This is a genomic window from Escherichia albertii, assembly GCF_028622335.1.
Lineage (GTDB): Bacteria > Pseudomonadota > Gammaproteobacteria > Enterobacterales > Enterobacteriaceae > Escherichia > Escherichia albertii.
Genome location: NZ_CP117568.1, coordinates 950,306 through 975,637 on the forward strand (window position 1 = coordinate 950,306; position 25,332 = coordinate 975,637).

Annotated in this window: 30 protein-coding genes and 1 pseudogene; 21 read left to right on the forward strand and 10 right to left on the reverse strand. The window is 50.9% G+C overall.

What is annotated here, in order from left to right:
* Positions 1-24 precede the first annotated feature (24 nt).
* The 3 genes from fliS (at position 25) to amyA (ending at position 2,373) form a co-directional block, all read left to right on the forward strand.
* Complete coding sequence (gene fliS / locus PS053_RS04660; RefSeq protein ID WP_000270657.1) at positions 25-435, forward strand: flagellar export chaperone FliS; 411 nt, start codon at positions 25-27, stop codon at positions 433-435.
* Positions 435-815, forward strand: a complete 381-nt coding sequence (gene fliT, locus PS053_RS04665; protein ID WP_256878931.1) for a flagella biosynthesis regulatory protein FliT — start codon at positions 435-437, stop codon at positions 813-815. The genes fliS and fliT overlap by 1 nt, the downstream gene beginning before the upstream one ends.
* A gap of 70 nt (positions 816-885) precedes the next feature.
* Complete coding sequence (gene amyA, locus PS053_RS04670) at positions 886-2,373, forward strand: alpha-amylase (RefSeq protein WP_256878930.1); 1,488 nt, start codon at positions 886-888, stop codon at positions 2,371-2,373.
* Positions 2,374-2,513: 140 nt separating this feature from the next.
* On the opposite strand, the gene yedD is transcribed toward amyA, so the two are convergent.
* Entirely contained in the window at positions 2,514-2,927 is a 414-nt protein-coding gene (gene yedD, locus PS053_RS04675) for a lipoprotein YedD (RefSeq protein ID WP_010338336.1), read from the reverse strand.
* Positions 2,928-3,113: 186 nt separating this feature from the next.
* Here yedD and yedE point away from each other — a divergent pair, with 186 nt between their 5' ends.
* Together yedE and yedF are read left to right on the forward strand one after the other, a co-directional pair.
* Positions 3,114-4,319, forward strand: coding sequence for a selenium metabolism membrane protein YedE/FdhT (yedE, locus tag PS053_RS04680; protein ID WP_000118925.1), 1,206 nt, complete (start codon positions 3,114-3,116; stop codon positions 4,317-4,319).
* Complete coding sequence (gene yedF / locus PS053_RS04685) at positions 4,316-4,549, forward strand: sulfurtransferase-like selenium metabolism protein YedF (RefSeq protein ID WP_000790499.1); 234 nt, start codon at positions 4,316-4,318, stop codon at positions 4,547-4,549. Before yedE ends, yedF begins: the two co-directional genes overlap by 4 nt.
* Positions 4,550-5,174: 625 nt before the next feature.
* Here yedF and PS053_RS04690 read toward each other — a convergent pair.
* The 3 genes and pseudogenes from PS053_RS04690 to fliE form a co-directional block, all read right to left on the reverse strand.
* Positions 5,175-5,453: a PerC family transcriptional regulator gene (locus PS053_RS04690; RefSeq protein WP_024164817.1), complete on the reverse strand. Its 279-nt coding sequence runs from the start codon at positions 5,451-5,453 to the stop codon at positions 5,175-5,177.
* Positions 5,454-5,603: 150 nt separating this feature from the next.
* Positions 5,604-5,934, reverse strand: a pseudogene (locus tag PS053_RS04695) (Rha family transcriptional regulator); the annotation flags it as partial.
* Between the two features lie 703 nt (positions 5,935-6,637).
* On the reverse strand, positions 6,638-6,952 hold the full coding sequence (fliE, locus tag PS053_RS04700; protein WP_024165341.1) for a flagellar hook-basal body complex protein FliE: 315 nt from the start codon (positions 6,950-6,952) through the stop codon (positions 6,638-6,640).
* Between the two features lie 213 nt (positions 6,953-7,165).
* Between fliE and fliF the strand changes: the two genes are divergently transcribed.
* The 13 genes from fliF to fliR all read left to right on the forward strand — a co-directional run bounded on the left by fliF (position 7,166) and on the right by fliR (position 17,609).
* A complete protein-coding gene (gene fliF / locus PS053_RS04705) occupies positions 7,166-8,824 on the forward strand; it encodes a flagellar basal-body MS-ring/collar protein FliF (RefSeq protein ID WP_256878929.1) in 1,659 nt (552 codons plus the stop codon).
* Complete coding sequence (fliG, locus tag PS053_RS04710) at positions 8,817-9,812, forward strand: flagellar motor switch protein FliG (protein ID WP_256878928.1); 996 nt, start codon at positions 8,817-8,819, stop codon at positions 9,810-9,812. Before fliF ends, fliG begins: the two co-directional genes overlap by 8 nt.
* Positions 9,805-10,491, forward strand: coding sequence for a flagellar assembly protein FliH (fliH, locus tag PS053_RS04715; RefSeq protein ID WP_059227228.1), 687 nt, complete (start codon positions 9,805-9,807; stop codon positions 10,489-10,491). The genes fliG and fliH overlap by 8 nt, the downstream gene beginning before the upstream one ends.
* Complete coding sequence (gene fliI, locus PS053_RS04720) at positions 10,491-11,864, forward strand: flagellar protein export ATPase FliI (RefSeq protein WP_204629348.1); 1,374 nt, start codon at positions 10,491-10,493, stop codon at positions 11,862-11,864. Before fliH ends, fliI begins: the two co-directional genes overlap by 1 nt.
* An 18-nt stretch (positions 11,865-11,882) precedes the next feature.
* The gene (fliJ, locus tag PS053_RS04725; RefSeq protein WP_149477578.1) at positions 11,883-12,326 is read left to right on the forward strand and encodes a flagellar export protein FliJ; all 444 of its coding nucleotides are present in this window, start codon (positions 11,883-11,885) and stop codon (positions 12,324-12,326) included.
* Positions 12,323-13,438: a flagellar hook-length control protein FliK gene (locus PS053_RS04730; protein WP_149477577.1), complete on the forward strand. Its 1,116-nt coding sequence runs from the start codon at positions 12,323-12,325 to the stop codon at positions 13,436-13,438. Before fliJ ends, PS053_RS04730 begins: the two co-directional genes overlap by 4 nt.
* A gap of 104 nt (positions 13,439-13,542) precedes the next feature.
* Positions 13,543-14,007: a flagellar basal body-associated protein FliL gene (fliL, locus tag PS053_RS04735; RefSeq protein ID WP_059218649.1), complete on the forward strand. Its 465-nt coding sequence runs from the start codon at positions 13,543-13,545 to the stop codon at positions 14,005-14,007.
* A gap of 4 nt (positions 14,008-14,011) precedes the next feature.
* Positions 14,012-15,016 (forward strand): flagellar motor switch protein FliM, encoded by a 1,005-nt coding sequence (gene fliM, locus PS053_RS04740; RefSeq protein WP_059234911.1) that lies wholly within the window; start codon positions 14,012-14,014, stop codon positions 15,014-15,016.
* Positions 15,013-15,426, forward strand: a complete 414-nt coding sequence (fliN, locus tag PS053_RS04745; protein WP_059216408.1) for a flagellar motor switch protein FliN — start codon at positions 15,013-15,015, stop codon at positions 15,424-15,426. The genes fliM and fliN overlap by 4 nt, the downstream gene beginning before the upstream one ends.
* 2 nt (positions 15,427-15,428) lie before the next feature.
* On the forward strand, positions 15,429-15,794 hold the full coding sequence (fliO, locus tag PS053_RS04750; RefSeq protein WP_059238785.1) for a flagellar biosynthetic protein FliO: 366 nt from the start codon (positions 15,429-15,431) through the stop codon (positions 15,792-15,794).
* Complete coding sequence (gene fliP / locus PS053_RS04755; protein ID WP_001253463.1) at positions 15,794-16,531, forward strand: flagellar type III secretion system pore protein FliP; 738 nt, start codon at positions 15,794-15,796, stop codon at positions 16,529-16,531. The genes fliO and fliP overlap by 1 nt, the downstream gene beginning before the upstream one ends.
* Before the next feature lie 8 nt (positions 16,532-16,539).
* Complete coding sequence (gene fliQ / locus PS053_RS04760; RefSeq protein WP_000187366.1) at positions 16,540-16,809, forward strand: flagellar biosynthesis protein FliQ; 270 nt, start codon at positions 16,540-16,542, stop codon at positions 16,807-16,809.
* A gap of 8 nt (positions 16,810-16,817) precedes the next feature.
* Positions 16,818-17,609 (forward strand): flagellar biosynthetic protein FliR, encoded by a 792-nt coding sequence (gene fliR / locus PS053_RS04765; protein WP_256878927.1) that lies wholly within the window; start codon positions 16,818-16,820, stop codon positions 17,607-17,609.
* Positions 17,610-17,642: 33 nt separating this feature from the next.
* Here fliR and dsrB read toward each other — a convergent pair whose 3' ends face one another.
* Complete coding sequence (gene dsrB, locus PS053_RS04770; RefSeq protein ID WP_000867217.1) at positions 17,643-17,831, reverse strand: protein DsrB; 189 nt, start codon at positions 17,829-17,831, stop codon at positions 17,643-17,645.
* 160 nt (positions 17,832-17,991) lie between these two features.
* Between dsrB and PS053_RS04775 the strand changes: the two genes are divergently transcribed.
* Together PS053_RS04775 and PS053_RS04780 are read left to right on the forward strand one after the other, a co-directional pair.
* Positions 17,992-18,201: a DUF2525 domain-containing protein gene (locus tag PS053_RS04775; RefSeq protein WP_085949842.1), complete on the forward strand. Its 210-nt coding sequence runs from the start codon at positions 17,992-17,994 to the stop codon at positions 18,199-18,201.
* 296 nt (positions 18,202-18,497) lie between these two features.
* Positions 18,498-19,313 (forward strand): mannosyl-3-phosphoglycerate phosphatase-related protein, encoded by an 816-nt coding sequence (locus tag PS053_RS04780; RefSeq protein ID WP_059217807.1) that lies wholly within the window; start codon positions 18,498-18,500, stop codon positions 19,311-19,313.
* On the opposite strand, the gene dgcQ is transcribed toward PS053_RS04780, so the two are convergent.
* The 3 genes from dgcQ to PS053_RS04795 form a co-directional block, all read right to left on the reverse strand.
* Positions 19,310-21,004, reverse strand: coding sequence for a cellulose biosynthesis regulator diguanylate cyclase DgcQ (dgcQ, locus tag PS053_RS04785; RefSeq protein ID WP_059234925.1), 1,695 nt, complete (start codon positions 21,002-21,004; stop codon positions 19,310-19,312). The two genes, PS053_RS04780 and dgcQ, sit on opposite strands and share 4 nt — an antisense overlap.
* 194 nt (positions 21,005-21,198) lie before the next feature.
* Positions 21,199-21,381, reverse strand: a complete 183-nt coding sequence (locus PS053_RS04790) for a YodC family protein (protein WP_000009304.1) — start codon at positions 21,379-21,381, stop codon at positions 21,199-21,201.
* 79 nt (positions 21,382-21,460) lie between these two features.
* Positions 21,461-22,378: a DUF808 domain-containing protein gene (locus PS053_RS04795; RefSeq protein ID WP_000922698.1), complete on the reverse strand. Its 918-nt coding sequence runs from the start codon at positions 22,376-22,378 to the stop codon at positions 21,461-21,463.
* A 172-nt stretch (positions 22,379-22,550) separates the two neighbouring features.
* Between PS053_RS04795 and yedA the strand changes: the two genes are divergently transcribed.
* Positions 22,551-23,471: a drug/metabolite exporter YedA gene (gene yedA, locus PS053_RS04800; protein WP_256878925.1), complete on the forward strand. Its 921-nt coding sequence runs from the start codon at positions 22,551-22,553 to the stop codon at positions 23,469-23,471.
* On the opposite strand, the gene vsr is transcribed toward yedA, so the two are convergent.
* Entirely contained in the window at positions 23,460-23,930 is a 471-nt protein-coding gene (gene vsr / locus PS053_RS04805) for a VSPR family DNA mismatch endonuclease (protein WP_000785986.1), read from the reverse strand. The two genes, yedA and vsr, sit on opposite strands and share 12 nt — an antisense overlap.
* Positions 23,911-25,329 carry a DNA-cytosine methyltransferase gene (gene dcm, locus PS053_RS04810; RefSeq protein ID WP_256878924.1) on the reverse strand — a complete coding sequence of 473 codons (1,419 nt, stop codon included), beginning with the start codon at positions 25,327-25,329 and terminating at the stop codon, positions 23,911-23,913. Before dcm ends, vsr begins: the two co-directional genes overlap by 20 nt.
* Positions 25,330-25,332: the final 3 nt, after the last annotated feature.

A 25,332-nucleotide genomic window follows, 5' to 3' on the forward strand; every position in this document is an offset into this window, starting at 1 on the left:
TTATTATTAATCGGGAGAAACATCATGTACGCGGCAAAAGGCACGCAGGCCTATGCGCAAATTGGCGTCGAAAGCGCGGTGATGAGCGCCAGCCAACAACAACTGGTCACCATGTTATTTGACGGCGTTTTAAGTGCGCTGGTAAGAGCACGCCTGTTTATGCAAGACAACAACCCGCAAGGCAAAGGCGCCTCTTTGTCAAAAGCGATCAATATTATTGAGAACGGACTGCGAGTGAGTCTTGATGAAGAAAGCCAGGACGAATTAACCCAAAACTTGATTGCGCTTTATAGCTATATGGTCAGGCGTTTGCTGCAAGCCAATTTACGCAACGATGTCTCCGCCGTCGAAGAAGTGGAATCATTAATGCGCAATATTGCCGACGCCTGGAAAGAGTCTTTACTCTCCCCTTCTTTGATTCAGGAGCCACTCTGATGAACCATGCACCGCACTTGTATTTTGCCTGGCAACAGCTCGTCGAAAAAGGCCGGCTTATGCTACATCTGGCGAGCGAAGAATTATGGGATGAACTCATCGCCAGCGAAATGGAATATGTGAATGCGGTGCAACAAATCGCACATTTAACGGAAGAAATAGCCCCCACTGTCATGATGCAAGAACAACTCAAACCAATGCTACGCCTCGTTCTTGTAAACGAAAGCAAAATCAAACAGTTATTACAAATTCGGATGGACGAGCTGGCGAAACGGGTCGGTCAGTCATCAATGCAAAAATCCGTATTAAGCGCCTATGGTGATCAAGGCGGCTATGTCCTGGCGCCGCAGGAACATCATCTGAAATCAGGCAAAGCATAAAAGGATACTCCCTTTCGAATAATCCGATTACGACTACGCTTTTTATGTTCCCCTTCAGTGGAGTCGAAGAATGCGCAATCCCACGCTGTTACAATGTTTTCACTGGTATTACCCGGAAGGCGGCAAACTCTGGCCTGAACTGGCCGAGCGCGCCGACGGTTTAAACGATATTGGCATCAATATGGTCTGGCTACCGCCCGCTTATAAAGGCGCATCTGGCGGATATTCCGTCGGTTACGATTCCTACGATTTATTTGATTTAGGCGAGTTTGAGCAAAAAGGCAGCGTCCCTACAAAATATGGCGATAAAGCACAGTTGCTGGCGGCCATCGACGCCCTCAAACGCAACGATATTGCCGTTCTGCTGGACGTGGTGGTCAATCACAAAATGGGCGCAGATGAAAAAGAAGCCATTCGCGTACAGCGTGTTAACGCTGACGATCGCACGCAAATCGATGATGAAATTATTGAGTGTGAAGGCTGGACCCGCTACACCTTCCCTGCCCGCGCGGGGAAATACTCGCAGTTCATCTGGGATTTCAAATGCTTCAGCGGTATCGACCATATCGAAAACCCAAATGAAGACGGCATCTTTAAAATCGTCAACGACTACACCGGTGAAGGCTGGAACGACCAGGTTGATGACGAACTCGGTAATTTTGACTATCTGATGGGCGAAAATATCGACTTTCGCAATCATGCTGTGACGGAAGAGCTCAAATACTGGGCGCGCTGGGTAATAGAGCAAACGCAGTGCGGCGGTTTTCGTCTCGACGCGGTCAAACATATTCCGGCCTGGTTTTATAAAGAGTGGATCGAACACGTACAAGAAGTCGCTCCCAAACCGCTGTTCATCGTGGCGGAATACTGGTCGCACGAAGTCGATAAACTGCAAACATATATTGATCAGGTGGAAGGCCAAACCATGCTGTTTGACGCGCCGTTGCAGATGAAATTCCACGAAGCGTCGCGCATGGGCCGCGAGTACGATATGAGTCAGATTTTCAGCGGTACGCTGGTCGAAGCCGATCCCTTCCATGCCGTCACGCTGGTCGCCAACCACGACACTCAACCGTTACAGGCACTGGAAGCCCCGGTAGAACCGTGGTTTAAACCGCTGGCTTATGCCCTTATTTTACTGCGAGAAAACGGTGTACCTTCGGTATTTTACCCCGATCTGTACGGCGCTCATTACGAAGATATCGGCGGTGACGGACAAACTTATGCTATCGATATGCCAGTCATAGAACAGCTTGATGAGTTAATTCTTGCCCGTCAGCGTTTCGCTCACGGTATACAAACGCTTTTTTTCGATCATCCAAACTGTATTGCCTTTAGCCGCAGTGGAACCGCCGAATATCCTGGCTGTGTAGTCGTTATGTCAAACGGTGACGATGGCGAAAAAATTATTCGTCTGGGGGAAAATTACGCGAATAAGAACTGGCGCGATTTTCTGGGAAATCGGCAGGAGAGCGTGGTGAGCGATGAAAACGGCGAGGCGACGTTCTTTTGCAATGGCGGCAGCGTCAGCGTGTGGGTGATTGAGGACGTGATTTAAAACCGATTGCTGATAAGGCGCCCATCATTATTACTGACCGCAGCGTGAACACTCAGGCCATTGCCGTTGTAGGCCCGATAAGCTTGCGCATCGGGCGCTTTTTTGTCTGACATAAGAGCCCCCGACTGCGGGGGATTTCATCACGGCAGCGGCGTCGGTAACGGCGTTTTTTTCAGCACTGCGGCACACTCCGGCGTTGGGCGATCCACTCGTTCCATCGTCATGCCATCATATTCAATGGTGTTACCGTCACGTTCAATCTCGTACAGTTCACGTTTTACTGTAACGTTAGTGAGATCATCGGACATCAACGTCAGTTTACCCGGCAGAGCAATCACCCGTTGCCACTGGCGGCAATCCAGAGTGTCGCCGTCTTTAGTGACAATCAGACTACCAATCGCTTCCGGGCTGACCAGACTGCTTTGCGGTCCTTTGGTCTGCCAGTACCCTGCCAGCCAGTCTGGCGCGGGAGTTTTCACGACATTGTTATAGTTTTGAACTTCGGCACAGCCAGCCAGCAACATGAGTGCGCCTGCAATTGCAAGTTTTTTCATCATTCGTCCTGCATGAGAAGAAAAGAGAATTGTGGCATTAAAGCCCTGCTGCTGTCAGCCTTTCCAGGCACAGGCAAAAATTTGATCTGACCATTAATTCCGTGAATTATTGCCGCACAAATAAATTTGTCTGGTGTATGATTCGCAACTCTTGTTTCAAACCTTCTGAGTTCAGAGGCTATATACATGTCATGGCAGCAATTCAAACAAGCCTGGTTGATTAAATTCTGGGCGCCCATCCCTGCGGTCATCGCGGCGGGAATTCTCTCCACTTACTATTTTGGTATCACCGGCACCTTTTGGGCCGTTACCGGCGAATTTACCCGCTGGGGCGGTCAGCTCCTGCAACTGTTTGGCGTCCATGCTGAAGAGTGGGGTTACTTTAAAATTATCCATCTGGAAGGTTCGCCATTAACCCGCATCGACGGGATGATGATCCTCGGAATGTTCGGCGGTTGCTTTGCTGCCGCATTATGGGCAAACAACGTCAAACTACGAATGCCGCGCAGCCGTATCCGCATTATACAGGCCATTATTGGCGGCATTATCGCCGGTTTCGGCGCGCGTCTGGCGATGGGCTGTAACCTGGCCGCATTCTTTACTGGCATTCCCCAGTTCTCGCTACATGCCTGGTTCTTTGCTATCGCAACCGCCATCGGTTCGTGGTTTGGCGCGCGCTTTACTCTGCTGCCTGTTTTCCGTATCCCCGTGAAAATGCAGAAAGTGTCTACTGCATCGCCACTGACACAAAAACCGGATCAGGCGCGACGTCGTTTCCGTCTCGGGATGCTGGTCTTTTTCGGCATGTTGGGTTGGGCGCTGCTGACTGCAATGAACCAACCGAAGCTGGGGCTGGCAATGTTGTTTGGCGTAGGCTTTGGCCTGCTGATTGAACGCGCACAAATCTGCTTTACCTCGGCATTTCGCGACATGTGGATCACCGGTCGAACCCATATGGCGAAAGCGATCATCATCGGTATGGCGGTAAGCGCCATCGGTATTTTCAGTTATGTGCAGTTAGGTGTGGAGCCGAAAATCATGTGGGCAGGCCCGAATGCCGTGATCGGCGGGTTGCTGTTTGGTTTTGGCATCGTTCTGGCGGGAGGTTGTGAAACTGGCTGGATGTACCGCGCAGTGGAAGGCCAGGTGCACTACTGGTGGGTCGGTCTGGGCAACGTTATCGGCTCGACGATTCTGGCTTACTACTGGGATGATTTCGCCCCGGCACTGGCTACCGACTGGGATAAAATCAACCTGCTGAAAACCTTTGGCCCAATGGGCGGCTTGCTGGTGACTTATCTGATGCTCTTTGCCGCGCTGATGTTGATTATCGGCTGGGAAAAACGCTTCTTCCGCCGTGCCGGGCTACAAACAGCTAAGGAGAACGCATGAAAAATATCGTTCCTGATTACCGTCTTGATATGGTTGGCGAACCCTGCCCTTATCCGGCAGTCGCTACCCTTGAGGCTATGCCTCAGCTAAAAAAAGGCGAGATCCTCGAAGTAGTGAGCGACTGCCCACAATCAATTAACAATATTCCACTGGATGCGCATAACCACGGTTATACCGTGCTGGATATCCAGCAAGACGGGCCAACCATTCGTTATTTGATTCAGAAGTAATTTTTAATTCCCGCTGTTATCAGCAGCGGGAATATCACAACAGTCTTGTTCCTTTACCTTTATCATTATTGCAACGATAGTGAATGTTCTGGTTGATAATTGTTGCCAGCGATTCATAACCGAAAATAGTGTAAAAACAAACAAGCTGGTACGCAAATGAGCGATTTTTGCAAACTTATACTCTCCCCGTCGTTTATCATTAGTCTGGTTATTGAACAATAAAATAAAAGAAAATTCACATGCCCGGCTTGAAAGTTCTTTCAGACTTAATAAACATGTTGTTACCCAATAATGAAACAAGTCCACACAGAAAGGGACTATAAAATATATTGATAAAGTAGATTTTGTCAAAGAGTTAGCGCTAACATCTATTACATTGGGTTCCGAAAACTATCTCGGTGTAGAGTCTCAATCTATTTTCCATCTCAGAATGTTCGGGGCGGCATTACTTGATTATACTCTAAAAATAAATGAGGCAGACATGACAGAATACCGTAAAATACATAGCAGGATTAGCAACAAGTTAGACCTAAAAACATAAAAAGCGACGACCAACGTCGCTTTTGGTTACAACGGTGAAAATAACGTGCTCAATTAATTTTAGTGTTTTTTGGCAGGATGTATTTTATCCCCCTTGCCCTTTATAACGTCGGAACACCCGTCGCTCTTCAAAACCCATCCCCAATTCAGAATGCAACTTGTTTACCGCTTGTTTTATTTCTGTCAGATTCACCGGCGAAACTGGAGTTCGGCGCGCCTTACGCAAACACTCTGCTCGTTTTTGCGCCGCTATTTTCCTTTTCTGGTCATCACTTAGCTGTACCATCACTTTTGCCCATCGTTCAGCCGCTCTCCGATACAATCCTTTCTTCTCCAGACATTCTGCCTGGTGATCATGTATCATAAATGACCTCCAATTATCTACTGACATCAATTGACAAACTTAACTTCCCTTAACAAGATAATAATTAAAAAAAATGACACAAAACTGTGACATAGTTCAATTAATATAAGCACGTTAAGAAATAATAACTAACGTAGTGAAATTGTTTTTTTAGTAAATTAAAATATCTTTATCAGCCCCCAATAATAAAAAGGTTCGTCGTCCTCCAGACGTTCCTGTTTTGCACGCAATTGAGTTTTTTTCGCTCTTCTCCAGCGTTTGAGATAGCGACCTGACATGCTGACTACTTTATGTACTACAGTATTACAACATTGCGTTCTGCTGCGTAACTTTCGTTGTACTTACGAAATTCTGCTGACATCCAGCTAAAGGCATTGATACGGGCTTCTTTAACCCCTCAAGCTTTTGCTCTGTTAAATCCTATACCCCGCATAATGAAGCCGCTAAAATCCATACGGTAGTAAATATGCCTCTTATAAAATGCTCATAATATGTTGACAACATCTATTGCTGTCTGTCAAAAATGCGTGGCTACCTATAAGTATCATGTGAAGTATATCTACCCTTTTAGCCAGACCCTCATCTGTGATCCCCGGAGCTGGCTATTTTTTTATCCTTAATAAAGGATATCTGTGGCTGAAAAAAATCCCTCGTAAATAATATATTGACAGATATCATTGCTATCTGTGAAAAATTGTCCGCCACAAGCATATTAAGGCCTTTAGCCAGCGTCTTTCAGATCGGGCGCTGGCTCTTTTTATATATAAAAAAAAGCTGCGCCATGCGCAGCCAAAAAATTACAGGAATAAACGATAAGATAGAAGAACGTTAGTGATGTACACATGGCGTCTCCCGGTGAGTTCTGTAATGATCAAACTGAACCCGCTACATGTTCTGAAAACTCGATCATTTAGTCACTCCGCACTGGGGGGATTCACCATGCGGAGGTATTTTTAATAAACATCCCACAAAAAAATCAAGCCTTAGTCGGCGGATTTTCTTTTCATCGCCGATCAAAGTAAATCACAATCCCGAATACCAGCACATCATCCGCTTCACGCGTGTCGCGTTTCACATATTCAGGCATCCATTTTAAACTCAGAAATTGAGTGGTTTTGCCCCATCCATGCCCCGGCTGTGGGATAGGATGTCATTAAACAAGCATAGTCAACACGTTACACAACCTACACTTGCATAGACATCACTTCCTGATACGCCGCCACCAGCTTATTACGTACCTGAATCCCCATTTGCATAGAAACAGAGGCTTTTTGCATATCGGTCATCACATCATTTAGCGCCACACCCGGCTCACCGAGAGTAAATTTTTCAGCCTGCACGCGGGCGGCGTTTTGCGTATCGCTGATGCGATCGAGCGCAGCATGAAGCTGCCCGGCAAAACTGATAGTCGGTTGCGACAGTGACGCCTGCACACGGGCGCTCATCGCCGTCGCCTGTAACTGGCTGATAACGCTTTGAATACCCTGTATGGCTGCCATATTCATCTCCCGGATAATTTCTGTTAGCAAAGCCTACCAGCAAGTCAATAAGACAAAGGCGCTAATTAACGATAAAAAATCGGGTTTATTGGCGGATAGAAAAAAAAGAAAGTCCAAATAATGAGACCGTCAATTTTCGAGTTTGCTGACCCGGGAGTGAGTCTTGTTCCACTTTGCCAATAACGCCGTCCATCATTTACCGCGAGGTGCGCAATGAATGCGACTGCAGCCCAGACGAAATCTCTTGAGTGGCTTAATCGCCTGCGTGCGAACCCGAAAATTCCATTGATTGTAGCCGGTTCCGCAGCAGTGGCGGTCATGGTCGCGTTGGTTTTATGGGCAAAAGCCCCTGATTACCGCACGTTATTCAGCAACCTTTCCGATCAGGATGGCGGCGCAATCGTCAGCCAACTGACGCAGATGAATATACCTTACCGTGTCAGTGAAACCAGCGGCGCCATTGAAGTTCCGGCAGATAAAGTTCATGAATTGCGCTTGCGTCTGGCACAGCAAGGTTTGCCGAAAGGCGGCGCGGTTGGTTTTGAGCTTCTCGATCAGGAAAAATTTGGCATCAGCCAGTTTAGCGAACAGGTGAATTACCAACGGGCGCTGGAAGGCGAACTTTCTCGTACCATCGAAACGATCGGTCCGGTAAAAGGGGCGCGCGTGCATCTGGCATTGCCGAAACCTTCTTTATTTGTCCGCGAGCAAAAATCGCCTTCTGCATCGGTGACGGTAAATCTGTTACCAGGCCGCGCTCTCGATGAAGGGCAAATTAGCGCCATTGTGCATCTGGTTTCCAGCGCGGTTGCTGGATTGCCGACTGGCAATGTCACACTGGTGGATCAGGGGGGGCATCTGTTAACCCAGTCAAACAGCAGTGGACGCGACCTCAATGATATCCAGTTAAAATATGCCAGCGATGTTGAAAGCCGTATCCAGCAACGTATTGAGGCGATCCTCACGCCGATTGTCGGCAATGGCAATATTCACGCTCAGGTGACGGCACAACTGGATTTCGCCAGTAAAGAGCAAACGGAAGAGCAGTATCGCCCCAATGGCAATGAATCCCAGACCGCGCTCCGTTCCCGCCAGTTGAATGAGAGCGAACAAAGCGGTTCCGGTTATCCCGGCGGCGTGCCGGGGGCGTTGTCGAATCAACCCGCGCCTGCGAATAACGCGCCAATCAGTACGCCTCCGACAACTCAAAATAATCGCCAGCAACAGACCAGCGCCACCAGCAATAGTGGGCCACGTAGCACACAGCGTAATGAAACCAGCAACTACGAAGTCGATCGCACTATTCGCCATACCAAAATGAACGTGGGCGATGTGCAGCGTCTGTCTGTTGCGGTGGTGGTGAATGACAAAACGCTACCCGATGGCAAACCATTGCCATTAAGCACCGAACAGATGAAACAGATTGAAGATCTGACCCGCGAGGCGATGGGCTTTTCTGGAAAACGCGGTGACTCACTCAATGTCGTCAACTCACCGTTCAATAGCAGTAACGAAAGCAGTGGAGAACTGCCGTTCTGGCAACAACAGGCGTTTATCGATCAGTTACTGAGCGCCGGACGCTGGTTGCTGGTACTGCTGGTGGCGTGGCTACTGTGGCGAAAAGCGGTACGTCCGCAGTTAACACGTCACGCCGAGGCGGTAAAAACCGTACAGCAACAGGCACAAGCCCGCCAGGAAGTGGAAGATGCGGTGGAAGTGCGCCTGAGCAAAGATGAACAACTTCAGCAGCGTCGCGCTAACCAGCGGATGAGCGCAGAGGTGATGAGCCAACGTATCCGTGAAATGTCTGATAACGATCCGCGCGTGGTGGCGCTGGTCATTCGCCAGTGGATAAATAACGATCATGAGTAACCTGACAGGCACCGAAAAGAGCGTCATCCTGCTGATGACCATCGGCGAAGACCGGGCGGCAGAGGTGTTCAGGCACCTCTCCCCGCGCGAGATACAAACCCTGAGCGCAGCAATGGCTAACGTCGCGCAGATCTCCAACAAGCAACTCACCGAAGTTCTGGTAGAGTTTGAGCAAGAGGCTGAACAATTTGCCGCACTGAATATCAACGCCAACGATTATCTGCGCACGGTATTGGTGAAAGCGCTTGGCGAAGAGCGAGCCGCCAGCCTGCTGGAAGATATTCTCGAAATCCGCAATACCGCCAGCGGTATTGAAACGCTCAACTTTATGGAACCGCAGAGCGCCGCAGATCTGATTCGTGATGAGCATCCGCAGATTATCGCTACCATCCTGGTGCATCTGAAACGCGCTCAGGCCGCTGATATTCTGGCATTGTTCGATGAGCGTCTGCGCCACGATGTGATGCTACGAATCGCCACCTTTGGCGGCGTGCAGCCTGCCGCACTGGCGGAGCTGACTGAAGTGCTCAATGGCCTGCTCGACGGACAAAACCTCAAACGCAGCAAAATGGGTGGCGTGAGAACGGCGGCTGAAATTATCAACCTGATGAAAACTCAGCAGGAAGAAGCGGTTATTACCGCGGTACGCGAATTCGACGGCGAACTGGCGCAAAAAATTATCGACGAAATGTTCCTGTTCGAAAATCTGGTGGATGTCGACGATCGCAGTATCCAGCGTCTGTTGCAGGAAGTGGATTCTGAACCACTGCTGATCGCCCTGAAAGGCGCCGGGCAGCCACTACGTGAGAAATTCCTGCGCAATATGTCGCAACGTGCCGCCGATATTCTGCGCGATGACCTCGCCAACCGTGGTCCGGTGCGTCTGTCGCAAGTCGAAAACGAGCAGAAAGCGATTCTGCTGATTGTGCGCCGCCTTGCCGAAACCGGCGAGATGGTGATTGGCAGCGGCGAGGATACTTATGTCTGATAATCTGCTGTGGAAAACCTGGATGCCGGACGATCTCGCGCCGCCACAGACAGAATTTGTACCGCTAATGGCGCCGGAAGAAACCGTCACTGAAGAGGTCGGCCCCAGCCTTGAGCAGCAACTGGCGCAACTGCAAATGCAGGCCCATGAGCAAGGTTATCAGGCAGGAATTGCCGAAGGTCGCCAGCAAGGTCACGAACAAGGCTATCAGGACGGTCTGGCCCAGGGGCTGGAACAGGGTCTGGCAGAGGCGAAATCTCAACAAGCACCGATTCATGCCCGGATGCAGCAACTGGTCAGTGAGTTTCAGACCACTCTCGATGCGCTTGATAGCGTGATTACCTCGCGCCTGATGCAAATGGCGCTGGAGGCGGCACGTCAGGTGATCGGTCAGACGCCAACGGTGGACAACCCGGCACTGATCAAACAGATCCAACAGTTATTACAGCAAGAACCGTTATTCAGCGGAAAACCTCAACTGCGTGTGCACCCGGATGATCTGCAATGCGTCGAGGAGATACTTGGGGCAACCTTAGGTTTGCATGGCTGGCGCCTGCGTGGCGATCCGACACTCCATCCCGGCGGCTGTAAAGTTTCCGCCGATGAAGGCGATCTCGACGCCAGCGTTGCCACCCGCTGGCAAGAACTCTGCCGTCTGGCAGCACCAGGGGTGGTGTAATGACCACGCGCCTGACACGTTGGCTAACCTCGCTGGATAATTTTGAAGCAAAAATGGCGCAACTGCCTGCGGTGCGCCGCTACGGACGATTAATCCGCGCCACCGGGCTGGTGCTGGAAGCGACAGGATTACAACTGCCGCTCGGCGCAACCTGCGTCATTGAGCGCCAGAACGGCACTGAAACGCGCGAAGTAGAAAGCGAAGTAGTTGGTTTTAACGGTCAACGGCTGTTTTTGATGCCGCTGGAGGAAGTGGACGGCGTACTGCCCGGCGCGCGTGTTTACGCCAAAAATATTTCGGCTGAAGGACTGCAAAGCGGCAAACAGTTACCGCTCGGTCCGGCACTGTTAGGTCGCGTTCTGGACGGTAGCGGTAAACCGCTTGATGGTCTGCCCTCCCCCGATACGGCTGAAACCGGCGCGCTGATCACCCCACCGTTCAACCCGTTACAACGAACGCCGATTGAGCATGTGCTGGACACGGGCGTGCGCCCAATTAATGCCCTGCTTACCGTCGGGCGCGGGCAGCGTATGGGGCTGTTTGCCGGTTCAGGCGTCGGTAAAAGTGTGCTGCTGGGAATGATGGCGCGTTACACCCGTGCCGATGTCATTGTTGTGGGGTTGATTGGTGAACGTGGTCGCGAAGTAAAGGATTTTATTGAGAATATCCTCGGTGCCGAAGGGCGAGCACGCTCAGTAGTAATTGCCGCTCCGGCGGATGTTTCTCCACTCCTGCGAATGCAAGGCGCCGCCTATGCCACGCGCATTGCCGAAGATTTCCGCGATCGTGGCCAGCATGTATTGCTGATTATGGATTCCCTCACCCGCTATGCGATGGCCCAGCGTGAGATTGCGCTGGCGATTGGCGAACCACCTGCCACCAAAGGTTATCCACCATCGGTGTTCGCCAAATTACCGGCGCTGGTCGAGCGTGCCGGAAACGGCATCAGCGGCGGCGGTTCGATTACCGCGTTTTATACCGTGCTCACCGAAGGCGATGACCAGCAGGATCCGATTGCCGACTCTGCGCGGGCGATCCTCGACGGTCACATTGTGCTTTCCCGTCGTCTGGCGGAAGCCGGACACTATCCGGCGATTGATATTGAAGCGTCGATCAGCCGGGCGATGACGGCGCTGATTAGTGAGCAACATTATGCGCGGGTTCGCACATTCAAGCAGTTGCTGTCGAGTTTTCAGCGTAACCGCGATCTGGTCAACGTCGGTGCTTATGCCAAAGGCAGTGATCCGATGCTCGATAAGGCCATTGTCTTATGGCCGCAGCTTGAGGGTTATTTGCAACAAGGCATTTTTGAACGTGCGGACTGGGAAGCGTCTCTCCAGGGGCTGGAGCGTATTTTCCCGACAGTGTCATAACCCAGGAGATAACGGCAGATGGCGGAACATGGTGCGCTGGCGACCCTGAAAGATCTGGCAGAAAAAGAGGTAGAGGATGCCGCTCGCCTGCTGGGTGAAATGCGTCGCGGATGTCAGCAGGCGGAAGAACAACTCAAAATGTTGATCGATTATCAGAACGAATATCGCAACAACCTCAACAGCGACATGAGTGCCGGAATAACCAGTCATCGCTGGATCAACTATCAACAGTTCATTCAGACGCTGGAAAAAGCCATTACTCAGCATCGCCAGCAGCTTCATCAGTGGACGCAGAAAGTGGATATTGCTCTGAACGGTTGGCGAGAAAAGAAACAACGTTTGCAAGTCTGGCAGACACTGCAGAAACGGCAATCCACGGCGGCGCTGCTTGCAGAAAACCGCCTCGATCAGAAAAAGATGGATGAGTTCGCCCAGCGCGCCGCCATGAGGAAACCAGAATGATTCGCTTAGCGCCATTAATAACCGCTGACGTTGACGCCACCATGCTGCCCGGCGGTAAAACCACCAACACAGCGCAGGATTTTCTCGCTTTGCTGGGCGGAGCATTATCAGGCGATACCGCGGCTGACAAAACTGCTCTCCAGCTTCCGGTAACGACAGATAACGCTCCGATAAAAGGCGAATCGCTGGTCAGCGATATACTCGCCGAAGACAAACAACCGGATTTACTGCCCCCTGTGGATGAAATACACCCCGTCATCAACAACGAACAATCTATAACACCATTAACCACCGCTCAGGCGATTACGCCAACTGCGGCGCCAGACAAAAACACGGCAAAAAAAACGGATGACCTTAATGAAGACGTCGCCGCGAGTCTGAACGCTCTTTTTGCGATGCTGCCGGGTTTTGACAATACACCAAAGGTAACAGCGACACCGCCGAGGGCATTACCGGAGATGAAGCAAAGTCTCACCACGCAAATCCACTTCGCACAATCTGATGATGCCAACGACAGCGCTCTTTCCACGTCAGCGAAATCTTTAACATCGCTGGTTGCAAAAGCCCGAACAAACGCGGAGGTTATCAGTACGCCTTCGCCTGCTGTCACTATCGTCAGTCCGCTAATTTCATCGCATCAGACACAACCGCACCTTACCGCTTCTGCCCCCGTTTTAAGCGCGCCGCTGGGCTCTCACGAATGGCAACAGACATTAAGCCAGCATATTTCGCTGTTTACCCGCCAGGGGCAACAACATGCTGAGTTGCGTTTGCATCCGCAAACGTTGGGCGAGGTGCAAATATCCCTAAAAGTGGATGATAACCAGGCGCAAATTCAGATGGTTTCACCGCATCAGCACGTACGCGCCGCACTGGAAGCGGCCCTGCCAGTACTGCGCACGCAACTGGCAGAAAGCGGCATTCAGTTGGGGCAAAGCGATATCAGCGGCGAGAGTTTTAGCAACCAGCAACAGGCGACCTCCCAACAACAGCAAAGTCCACACACAGCAAGCCATGAGCGCCAGGCTGGCGAAGATGACGATGTGCTGTCGATTCCGGCTTCTTTACAGGGGCGTGTATCAGGAAACAGCGGCGTTGATATTTTCGCCTAACGCCAGAGGTAGCACCTTAATCCGCGTCTTTTCCACGCTTTGTTACGCTCATGACACAGGATAATCAGCCGATAAGCCGTAGCGACACAGGAAGGGCGCAACACATGACTGATTACGCGATAAGTAAGAAGAGCAAGCATTCGCTTTGGCTCCCGATTCTGGTATTCATTACTCTCGCGGCCTGCGCCAGCGCAGGTTACAGCTACTGGCATTCGCATCAGGCTGTCGCTGACGACAAGGCACAGCAACGTGCCGCCCCCTCACCGGTCTTCTATGCACTGGACACCTTCACAGTGAACCTCGGCGATGCGGATCGCGTTTTGTACATCGGTATTACCCTGCGTCTGAAGGATGAAGCCACTCGTTCACGCCTGAGTGAATATTTACCGGAAGTTCGTAGTCGCTTGTTGTTGCTGTTTTCGCGTCAGGATGCCGCCGTACTGGCAACTGAACCAGGCAAACAGCAACTGATTGCCACAATTAAAACCACGCTTTCCACCCCGCTTGTTGCCGGGCAACCAAAACAGGATGTCACCGACGTGCTGTATACCGCTTTTATTCTGCGATAACGACATGGGCGATAGCATTCTTTCTCAAGCAGAAATTGACGCACTGCTGAATAACGACAATGAGGTCAAAGACGAACCAACTGTCGCTTTTTCCACCGAAAGTGATATTCGTCCGTACGATCCCAATACGCAACAGCGGGTTGTACGCGAGCGTTTGCAAGCGCTGGAGATTATCAATGAGCGTTTTGCCCGTCATTTCCGCATGGGGTTGTTTAACCTGTTACGTCGTAGCCCGGATATTACTGTCGGGGCGATCCGTATTCAGCCATATCATGAGTTTGCCCGTAGCCTGCCGGTGCCGACCAACCTGAACCTTATCCACCTGAAGCCGCTGCGCGGCACAGGCCTGGTGGTGTTCTCGCCGAGTCTGGTATTTATCGCCGTAGATAACTTGTTTGGCGGTGACGGTCGCTTCCCGACCAAAGTAGAAGGCCGCGAGTTTACCGATACCGAACAACGCGTCATCAACCGTATGTTGAAGCTGGCGCTCGAAGGCTACAGCGATGCGTGGAAGGCGATTAATCCACTGGATGTGGAGTACGTACGTTCGGAAATGCAGGTGAAATTTACCAATATCACCACCTCTCCGAACGATATCGTGGTTAACACGCCTTTCCATGTCGAAATTGGCAATCTGACCGGCGAATTTAATATTTGCCTGCCATTCAGCATGATCGAACCATTACGGGAATTGTTGGTGAATCCGCCGCAGGAAAACTCACGTAATGAAGATCAAAACTGGCGCGATAACCTGGTGCGTCAGGTGCAGCATTCACAACTGGAGCTGGTCGCCAACTTTGCCGATATCTCACTGCGTCTGTCACAGATTTTAAAACTGAAACCCGGCGACGTCCTGCCGATAGAAAAACCCGACCGCATCATCGCCCACGTCGATGGCGTTCCGGTGCTGACCAGCCAGTACGGCACCCTCAACGGCCAATATGCGTTACGGATAGAACATTTGATTAACCCAATCTTGAATTCTCTGAACGAGGAACAGCCCAAATGAGTGACTTGAATAATCCGGCCGATGACAACAACGGCGCAATGGACGATCTGTGGGCTGAGGCGTTGAGTGAACAAAAATCAACAAACAATAAAAGCGCGGCTGAGGCGATGTTCCAGCAGTTTGGTGGCGGCGACGTCAGCGGGACGTTGCAGGATATCGACCTGATTATGGATATTCCGGTTAAGCTGACCGTCGAACTGGGCCGCACACGGATGACCATCAAAGAGTTGTTGCGCCTGACGCAAGGTTCAGTAGTGGCACTGGAGGATCTGGCAGGCGAACCGCTGGATATTCTGATCAACGGTTATTTAATCGCTCAGGGCGAAGTGGTGGTCGTTGCCGATAAATATGGCGTGCGAATTACCGATATTATTACGCCTTCCGAGCGGATGCGCCGCCTGAGCCGTTAGTGATGAATAACCACGCTACTGTGCAACCTTCTGCCCCGGTTTCCGCCACGCCGCTCCTACAGGTAAGCGGCGCGCTTATTGCCATTATTGTCCTGATTCTGACCGCCGCCTGGCTGGTAAAACGGCTGGGCTTCACCCCCAAACACGCCAGCGTCAACGGGCTGAAGGTCAGCGCCAGCGTCTCACTGGGCGCACGCGAACGAGTGGTCGTGGTTAATGTGGAGGATGCACGTCTGGTGCTCGGCGTTACCGCAGGGCAAATCAATCTGTTGCACAAACTTCCCCCAGCAACGCCGACGGAAGAGGTATCACAGTCCGATTTTCAGTCGGTAGTGAAAAATTTACTCAAACGTAGCGGGAGCGCCTGATGCGTCGTCTGTTGTGGGTCACTCCTGTCCTTTTCTGGCTGGTCACTCCCCTCACCTTTGCACAACTACCTGGCATCACCAGTCAACCGCTGCCTGGTGGCGGACAAAGCTGGTCGCTCCCGGTACAGACTCTGGTGTTCATCACCTCGCTGACTTTCATTCCGGCGATTTTACTGATGATGACCAGCTTCACCCGCATCATCATCGTTTTTGGCTTATTACGTAATGCGCTGGGAACGCCCTCCGCACCGCCTAACCAGGTATTGCTGGGACTGGCGCTGTTTTTGACCTTTTTTATTATGTCGCCAGTTATCGACAAAATTTATGTCGATGCCTACCAACCGTTCAGCGAAGAGAAAATCTCGATGCAGGAAGCGCTGGAAAAAGGGGCGCAACCATTGCGTGAATTTATGTTGCGCCAGACCCGCGAAGCTGATTTGGCCTTGTTTGCCCGACTGGCGAACTCCGGGCCATTGCAGGGACCGGAAGCCGTGCCGATGCGTATTTTGCTACCCGCCTATGTCACCAGCGAGCTGAAAACCGCGTTCCAGATTGGTTTCACGATTTTTATTCCTTTCCTGATTATCGACCTGGTAATCGCCAGTGTGTTGATGGCGCTGGGGATGATGATGGTGCCGCCCGCCACCATCGCGCTGCCGTTTAAACTGATGCTGTTTGTGCTGGTGGATGGCTGGCAATTGCTGGTCGGTTCACTGGCGCAAAGCTTCTACAGTTAGGGGGAAAAATGACGCCGGAATCGGTCATGATGATGGGAACAGAAGCGATGAACGTCGCGCTGGCGCTGGCTGCGCCATTGCTGCTGGTAGCGCTGGTGACCGGTCTTATCATCAGTATTTTGCAGGCTGCCACGCAGATTAACGAAATGACGTTGTCGTTTATTCCGAAAATCATCGCCGTCTTTATCGCCATTATTATTGCCGGACCGTGGATGCTCAACCTGTTGCTGGATTACGTTCGCACTTTGTTCACTAACCTGCCGTATATCATCGGGTAATCGATACAATGTTGCAGGTCACAAGCGAGCAATGGCTTTCCTGGCTAAATCTGTATTTCTGGCCGTTATTGCGCGTGCTGGCGCTCATTTCCACCGCGCCCATTTTGAGCGAACGCAGCGTGCCGAAACGGGTAAAACTGGGCCTCGCAATAATGATCACCTTCGCTATTACTCCAGCAATACCCGCCAACGATGTTCCCATTTTTTCGTTCTATGCTTTGTGGTTAGCAGTACAGCAAATCCTGATTGGCATAGCACTTGGCTTTACCATGCAATTTGCCTTTGCCGCTGTGCGAACCGCCGGCGAAATTATCGGTCTGCAAATGGGACTGTCATTTGCGATGTTTGTCGATCCGGGCAGCCATCTCAATATGCCCGTTTTAGCGCGTATTATGGATATGCTGGCGCTACTGTTGTTCCTGACATTTAATGGCCATTTATGGCTGATTTCGCTGCTGGTCGATACTTTTCACACATTACCCATTAGCGGTGAACCGCTGAACAGCAATGCATTTCTGGCTATCACCAAAACGGGAGGCCTGATCTTCCTTAACGGTTTGATGCTGGCGCTACCGCTCATTACCCTCCTGTTAACGCTGAATCTGGCATTAAGTTTACTGAATCGTATGGCCCCGCAATTATCCATTTTCGTTATTGGTTTTCCATTAACCCTGACCGTCGGCATTTCATTAATGGCAGCATTAATGCCGTTAATCGCGCCTTTTTGCGAACATTTATTCAGCGAAATATTTAACCTTCTGCGTGATATTATTAGTGAATTACCTGTCAGGGAATTTTGACTGGCGGCACTCCACCAGCCAGGCTGACTGAAACTACTCGGCTTTCTCCACAAAGATACCGTCCTGATGCCCTGCTTCATTAAAGAACCAGATGCCGAGCGGGTAGTCTTCCAGCGAAACCAGGTACATTGTGCCTTCACTAAATTCCTCAACTGCCAGTACCACGCCAGGACGACGTGGACCGCCATCCGTTTTGACTGTTACCCGATCATTCACCTTCATCGTTTTCCTCCTGTGGCTTTGGAGCCAGTGTAGAACAATTTCGTTTTTCTGGCAGCGCCGGGCACACCCGAGTGCTGATTTTCTCGACGGTCTATACTTAAGAAATGCCTGGCCGACATAACGGCTGGCGACAACACATGAGTAACGATTGCGAGGAAAGATGATGAAAACCGCAAAACGTGAGGTCAACGTCGATGTCGATGCCCTGCTGGCGGCAATCAATGAAATTAGCGAAAGCGAAGTTCATCGCAGTCAGCGCGATTCGGAACACGTCAGCGTTGATGGTCGTGAATACCATACATGGCGTGAATTAGCCGATGCCTTTGAACTGGATGTTCATGACTTTAGCGTCTCTGAAGTCAATCGCTAAACGCGGTATAAAAAAAATCCCGACCCTTGTACGGGTCGGGATGAAACTTGCTTAAGCAAGAAGCACTTAAAAAATTCGTTACACCAGGAAATCTGATGTGTTCATCACCTTATCCGCAATTTTTTTCGCTGACAAGGAAATATTCTTTATATGAATGATTAACGTCATTAATGAATGGAATTGTGACTTTCGTCACCCCTTACGGGCCCTGCTGCGAGCGGGATCGCTCCCGAAAAATGCTCAGATACAAATCGTGCTGTTTTAGGAAACATCCTGGTAGAGGGCGCTGCGCAACCATGCTTTCAATTCATCAACCGCTACTGATTTTCACTGACCTCGATGGCACCCTGTTGGACATTCACAGTTACGACTGGCAGCCAGCCGCCCCGTGGTTGAATCGATTACGGGAAGCTGGCGTTCCCGTGATTCTCTGTAGCAGTAAAACATCGGCTGAAATGCGATACCTGCAAAAAACGTTGGGGTTGCATGGGTTGCCGCTGATTGCCGAAAATGGCGCGGTGATCCAGCTTGCTGAACAATGGCAAAATCTGGATGATTTTCCGCACATCATTTCTGGCATTACCCATGGTGAAATCAACCTGGTGTTAAATTCACTGCGCGAGAAAGAGCATTTCAAATTCACGACCTTTGATGATGTCGATGACGCGACTATTGCCGAATGGACAGGATTAAGCCGCAGCCAGGCTGCGCTGACGCAGCGACATGAAGCGTCGGAAACACTCATCTGGCGCGACAGTGATGAGCGAATGACGCAATTTACCGCACGCCTGAACGAGCAGGAGTTGCAGTTTGTTCAGGGCGCCCGTTTCTGGCATGTGCTTGACGCTTCTGTCGGGAAAGCTCAGGCGGCAAACTGGATTATCGCGACATATCAACAACTCAGCGGCAAACGCCCGACAACGCTCGGATTAGGTGACGGGCCTAATGATGCGCCGTTACTGGAAGTGATGGATTACGCTGTAGTTGTAAAAGGGCTGAACCGTGAAGGCGTACATCTGCAAAACGAAGACCCGCTCCGTGTCTGGCGTACACAGCGAGAAGGCCCCGAAGGCTGGCACGAAGGGTTAGATCATTTTTTCTCTGAGCGTTAAGGGTTATCGCTCGCACAGACCCGATTGCGCCCGGCTTGTTTTGCAAGATACAGCCGACGGTCGGCCAGCGACTGTAATTGTTCAAAATCATAATCACCGGTTTCCTCGCTGCTACTGACTCCCAGCGAGGCACTGATACGTATTGTCGTGCTCTTGGCAATCAACATCTCTTTCTCATTCAGCTTCAGGCGAATACGTTCGGCGACGTCTTTTGCCTGCGCCAGATTAGTCCCTGGCAGAACTACGCAAAATTCTTCGCCGCCAACTCGTCCGGCGACATCCTGGGCACGCAATGAATGACTGATTAACCCGGCGGCATGTGACAACACGCGATCGCCAGCCTGATGACCAAAGCGGTCGTTAATCGCTTTAAAATGGTCAAGGTCGACCTGAATAATAGAAAAGGGATGTTTGTGTGTCTGACACAGTTTGGCAAGCGGGCGTGCTTTTTCAAACAGTGCGCCACGGTTATACAACCGGGTTAAGGTATCGTGCCAGGCCTGCCATTGCAGTGAACTTTGCAGAACAAACATATTGCTCACCATCCGCCGAATAACATACCAGGAGATAAGTAACATGGTGGTGAAGAGCGCCCACAGCAGAGTTAAGGCAATGCTGATACTGCCAAAATCTCCGCGTACGCCTTCGCTAAGCGTGTGAATTCGCACCAAAACACCATCGAAATGATCCAGCCGTTCCCAGCTGACATAGCGACTGTCCATCCGAATGCCGCCACGCGTATCGTGTTCCATCGCCTGCGCCAGCGATGCCAGTTCTCGAGGCTCAAAGAGATCTGCAGCCGATTGCTCCGGGTTAGATGAGGTCAGCAATTTCAGTTTACTGTCATAGAGTTGATATTCGCCATCGAGGTTTTTATCAATGGCGTTTTTTAAAAATTGCTGCATTGAACGCACGGGAATACTCATCCCCAATACACCATACCAGTAGTTATCGCTGTCGACCGGAACACTAACGGTAACCTGTGGCTCAGTGTGGCTGGATAGCACTGGCTGTGAGGTAAACCAACGTACTGCGCGCTGGCGATTTTCCCGCTGCGAGTGCCCGATAAACCAGGGTTGGGTGACAAACTCGTAGTAACGCGTAGGCACATCACGCATAAACAGTGTCGGCTGCGTCGAAACGTAAAATCCAGCACGTGAAACATACATCGCCTGTTCGACCATCGACGAGGAGTTGTGCGCCAGACGCAGTAAGTAGCCAACTTCCAGCGCAGCGGTAATTTCGTTATCAAGAGAGTTATTCTCGCGGGAGAGCAGACTTCCCTGACTAACCAGAGCATCCGAGATGCCGTTAACCGGCAAAGTGCGTCGTCTGTTGAGTTCGATCTGCCAGGCATGTTCGTCGCGCCGTTGTTCGAACTCGGTAACAGCATTGCGCAAAGAGGTAAAATCGAGCGGCGCAACGAGGGCTTCGCGCATCCCGTTACGCAGAAACATCAGTTTATCAACGTTATATTGCAGTTGTTTATCCAACGCGCTGGCGACGTTCTCCAGATGATTACGCTGGCTGGAAATATAAGCATCTTCAAGCACCACAACTTCACGCCAGGTGAGCAAGGTGGAAAAGAGTAACACGACGATAAAACAGAGATTAACGACATGACCTGGTCCCAGACGGCGTGCGAGCTTCTTCAACCAGCTCTGTTTTTCTGTTTTTATCTCGTGCAACACCCTGACGACTCCCAACCTGCTTTTCTATGATTCTGGCATAACATGGCGATAGCGTCGCCAAACGACGATATTTTCACAACGCAGGCATAATAAGACGCGCCAGCGCCGCATCAGGCATTCAATGCAAACGCCAGCACAATAGCCGGATACGGCGCGAACGCCCCATCCGGCTATTTTTGATTAATTATACGCTTTTAAACTTCGTCCGGTGAACGGTATTCCTCTCCCGGAACAAGTTCGGTTTCATGAAAAGCTTCCCGTTTGACGCCGTAACCGTCATACCAGCGACACTCAACCATGCCGCTGGAATACCCGGTAACAATCATCCGCGGGCCGCCCTCTTTTACCGTCACTTCCTCGCTAACCATAAAACTCATACTCGCCTCCTTTTTTCGAGTGAAACTTGTTCACCTTAGTCGAGGATGACGAATTTTGCATAATAGTCAGAAGCGATTATTAATGAGCCTGACCGCGTAGTTTTGCTACAGCTTTCACTCCCAGCACCACGATACCACCGATAATAAAACCAAGAATCAGATTTAAAACAGTCGGTAATATCATCGCCATCAGGGCGCTCTGCTGCCCGGCGAACTGCTCTATAGCATGATGTAACGGCGCGATGCCATGCACCACAATGCCGCCGCCCACCAGAAACATTGCCAGCGTCCCGACAATGGATAATGCTTTCATCAACCAGGGAGCGATAATGAGTAACCCTTTCCCCATCGCCTGCATTAGCGTACTGGACTTTTCTGCCAGCCAGTACCCCAAATCATCTATCTTAACGATAATGCCTACCAGCCCGTACACGCCTATCGTTACCACCAGTGCAATCCCTGAAAGCACCAGTACCTGATTGAGCAACGGCGCTTCTGCCACAATCCCCAGCGTGATAGCGACGATTTCCGCAGACAAAATAAAATCAGTGCGAATCGCCCCTTTTATTTTGTCTTTTTCAAACTTCATCGGGTCTTGTGCAGCCAGTTTCTCCAGGCGCTGCTGACTCTGTGCCGGATCGCCTTTATGCTTACGCGCCTCCAGCATATGCAGCACTTTCTCTGCGCCTTCAAAGCAGAGAAACGCGCCGCCAACCATCAACAATGGCGTAATCGCCCACGGGATAAAAGCGCTGATGATCAGCGCCAGCGGCACCAGAATCACTTTATTGATCAGCGATCCTTTCGCCACGCCCCAGACCACGGGTAATTCCCGGTTGGCGCGTACGCCTGAAACTTGTTGCGCATTGAGCGACAAGTCATCCCCTAATACACCAGCGGTTTTCTTCGCCGCCAGCTTGCCCATCACGGAAATATCGTCCAGCAAAGTGGCGATATCATCGAGTAACGTCAGTAAACTACTCCCGGCCAAAAGCATTCCCTCTCATTTTTATCATTGACGCGCTAAGTATGAAGCAAAATCGGCTTGCCTGATACTGGCTTCGCGGGGTCAACATTTTTTTAACAATCAAACGTAATTATATCTCTCGCCTGTAGAATGATTTTAACGTTTACTATGAACCACCTTTTTATTTCTACCGTGAGGGATTATGCGTTTCCGCCAGTTGTTACCGCTTTTGGGCTCGCTGTTTGCGTTGTATATCATTTGGGGCTCGACTTATTTTGTCATTCGGATTGGGGTGGAAAGCTGGCCGCCGTTAATGATGGCGGGCGTGCGATTTCTGGCTGCGGGCATTTTATTGATGGCCTTTTTATTATTGCGTGGACATAAATTGCCGCCACTGCGCCCACTGCTCAACGCCGCGCTGATTGGCTTATTGTTGCTGGCTGTCGGCAACGGTATGGTAACGGTGGCTGAACATCAAAATGTTCCTTCAGGTATTGCTGCGGTGGTCGTCGCCACCGTTCCGCTCTTTACCCTCTGCTTCAGCCGTTTATTTGGCATTAAAACGCGTAAACTGGAATGGCTCGGCATCGCCATTGGGCTTGCCGGGATCGTCATGCTTAACAGCGGTGGTAACTTAAGCGGTAACCCATGGGGCGCTATTCTGATTTTAATCGGTTCTGTAAGTTGGGCGTTCGGTTCAGTTTATGGCTCGCGCATTACCCTGCCAGTGGGGATGATGGCGGGCGCAATTGAAATGCTGGCGGCAGGCGTGGCGCTCATGCTCGCCTCAATGATTGCAGGTGAGAAACTGACGGTGGTTCCTTCTGTTTCTGGTTTCCTGGCTGTCGGTTATCTGGCGCTGTTTGGCTCAATCATCGCGATCAACGCTTATATGTATTTAATCCGTAATGTCAGTCCTGCACTGGCTACCAGCTATGCTTACGTTAACCCCATTGTCGCGGTATTACTGGGAACGGGACTGGGTGGCGAAACGCTGTCGAAGATTGAATGGCTGGCGCTGGGCGTGATTGTCTTCGCGGTGGTGCTGGTCACATTGGGGAAATATCTCTTCCCTGCGAAACCTGTCGTCGCGCCAGTTATACAAGACGCATCACGCGAGTAAATGAATTCCCAAAGAGTCGATCTGCGCGCTGGCTCCCTCGCCGCAGATCCACTCTTCCAGACGCTCGGTAAGCGCCGCATCCGTCAACTTCTCGCGCCCACGTAATGCACACTCCCAGATAATCAATACACGCCAGCCGAGTTCCTGCAATCGGCTGATATCACGACGATCGCGCTCAACGTTTTTACCGATCTTCTCCAGCCAGAATTCGGTTCGTGTGGCAGGAACTTTAAACAGATAGCAGTGATGATGATGCCAGAAGCAACCGTGGGTAAATATCACACAGCGATATTCATCAAGGACAAAATCTGGTCGTCCGGGCAGAGCGGCATCCTGAACGCGAAACGCCAGCCCTTGCTCAGTTAACAGGCTGGCAAGACGCTTCTCAATAGCCGTATCGCGCGTGGCGATCGCGCGCATATTTTTACTACGTGTGGCCTTATCGTGAACGTCGGCCATGTTGTGCCTCTTGTTGACGCAACGCTACCGCCTGTTTGATTTTTGGCTCAAGCAGTTTTGCCACCGCGGCAAACACCGGGACAACCACCGAGTTACCGAACTGGCGATAAGCCTGGGTATCAGAAACCGGAATGCGGAATTTCGCTTCATGCGGCGCTTCAAAACCCATCAAACGTGCGCATTCGCGAGGGGTTAGCCGACGTGGACGATGTTGCTGATTCTGCGGATCGTCAAAATCTCTCTCGCCCGTTGCCATATCCCAGCCGCGATCGATTAAAATTTCCGCGCCATCTTTGTAATACCGTGCAGAAAGCGTACGAGTAACGCTTTGCGGGTTATTCGGATAAACCATTCCGTAACCAAAGCCATTACCACGCGCCTGATGTTTTTTCGCATAGCGATAAAGATACTTCCACAGCACCGGCGTCAGGATATATTTCGCTTCGACCACCGGGTCCAGCAACTGTGCTAATGTCACTCGCTGCGTTGAAAAACACTGGTTGATATCACGCAGAGTAAAACCGGCTTTCAAATTAAGATCGCGACGGAAGCCTACCAGCACAATGCGTTCACGGTGCTGTGGCAAAAAATGTTTACCGTCGATGATTTTCGGATCGTCCGGGCCGTTATCTTCTGCATCGGCGACGTCATAGCCCAGTTCGTCCAGCGTCTGCATGATGATGCGAAATGTTTTGCCCTGGTCATGACTTTTCAGGTTTTTGACGTTTTCGAGCACAAAAATCGCCGGACGACGAGCATCAATGATGCGCGCCACATCAAAGAACAATGTCCCCTGGGTATCGCAGGCAAAACCGTGCGCACGACCAAGTGAGTTCTTTTTCGATACGCCAGCCAGAGAAAATGGCTGGCAAGGAAAACCGGCCAGTAAAACATCGTGTTCAGGTATGTGCTGGCGGATATGCTCCGCCGCGGCAGCATCACTCACGCCCTCTTTATGGCTCAGGGTGATGTCGCGGATGTCTTCATTAAAGTGATGTGTCGCCGGATCGCAATAATAGTTAGCTTTATAGGTGCGCACCGCATGTTTGTTCCATTCGCTGGTAAATACGCACTGACCCCCTATCGACTCAAACCCGCGCCGAATGCCGCCAATTCCGGCAAACAGATCGATAAAGCGAAACGCATAGTGTGGATGATGCGCTGGCGGTTTAGGTAACAGCGTTTGCAGATGAGTAAACTCTCTTTCACTTAAACGGTGCCATGCCGAATCATTCGCCAGAGCTCGTTTTAAAATCGCTGCGCTCCAGTGGTTCTCACCTACACTATTAAGTTGCGCCACCAGCGTTTTAACATCATAAATTTGCAGCAGCTTCTCCAGCATTGCCTGTACGGCATTCCCGGTGCTGTATGAATCGGTTACTGAAATATTTTCCTGCATAGA